This is a genomic window from Escherichia sp. AM3 (genome assembly GCF_032029835.1).
GTDB classification, from domain to species: Bacteria; Pseudomonadota; Gammaproteobacteria; order Enterobacterales; family Enterobacteriaceae; genus Escherichia; species Escherichia coli.
Window position 1 is genome coordinate 1 of record NZ_JAVUPQ010000675.1, and the last position, 361, is coordinate 361.

Sequence of the window (361 nt, forward strand, 5' to 3'; positions counted from 1 at the left end):
AACTGTTACGCAGTAAGGCTAAATACGCCAAAACAGCTACCAGAGTGCAAGATACAGCGTCTTCGTGTCCGTCATTGCTTAAAATTCTTGAAATCTACCTGACAATTAACAGCACGAAGAAGAAGCCAGCCACTTTAGCTAAGGCAAGAAAAGCGGTAGAGATGTTTCTCTCCTACCGTAAAAAGCCTGATATTGCATTGCAAGATGTAAGCCGCACCACTGTTACAGGCTGGATTGAACACATGCAAAAAACTCTTTCACAACAATCAATTGCAAATTATATCAGCCCAATGGCCCAGCTATGGGAATTAGCTTCATCACGTTACCACGATGCGCCAGAAAGGGCGCTCTCCCCTTGGCG

1 protein-coding gene is annotated in these 361 nt (G+C 44.9%); it reads left to right on the forward strand.

Features of this window, described 5'->3' with window-relative positions; translation table 11 throughout:
* Positions 1-361, forward strand: a 361-nt coding sequence (locus RTW80_RS27825; RefSeq protein WP_312721347.1) for a phage integrase SAM-like domain-containing protein, incomplete at both ends; no start/stop codon positions are given.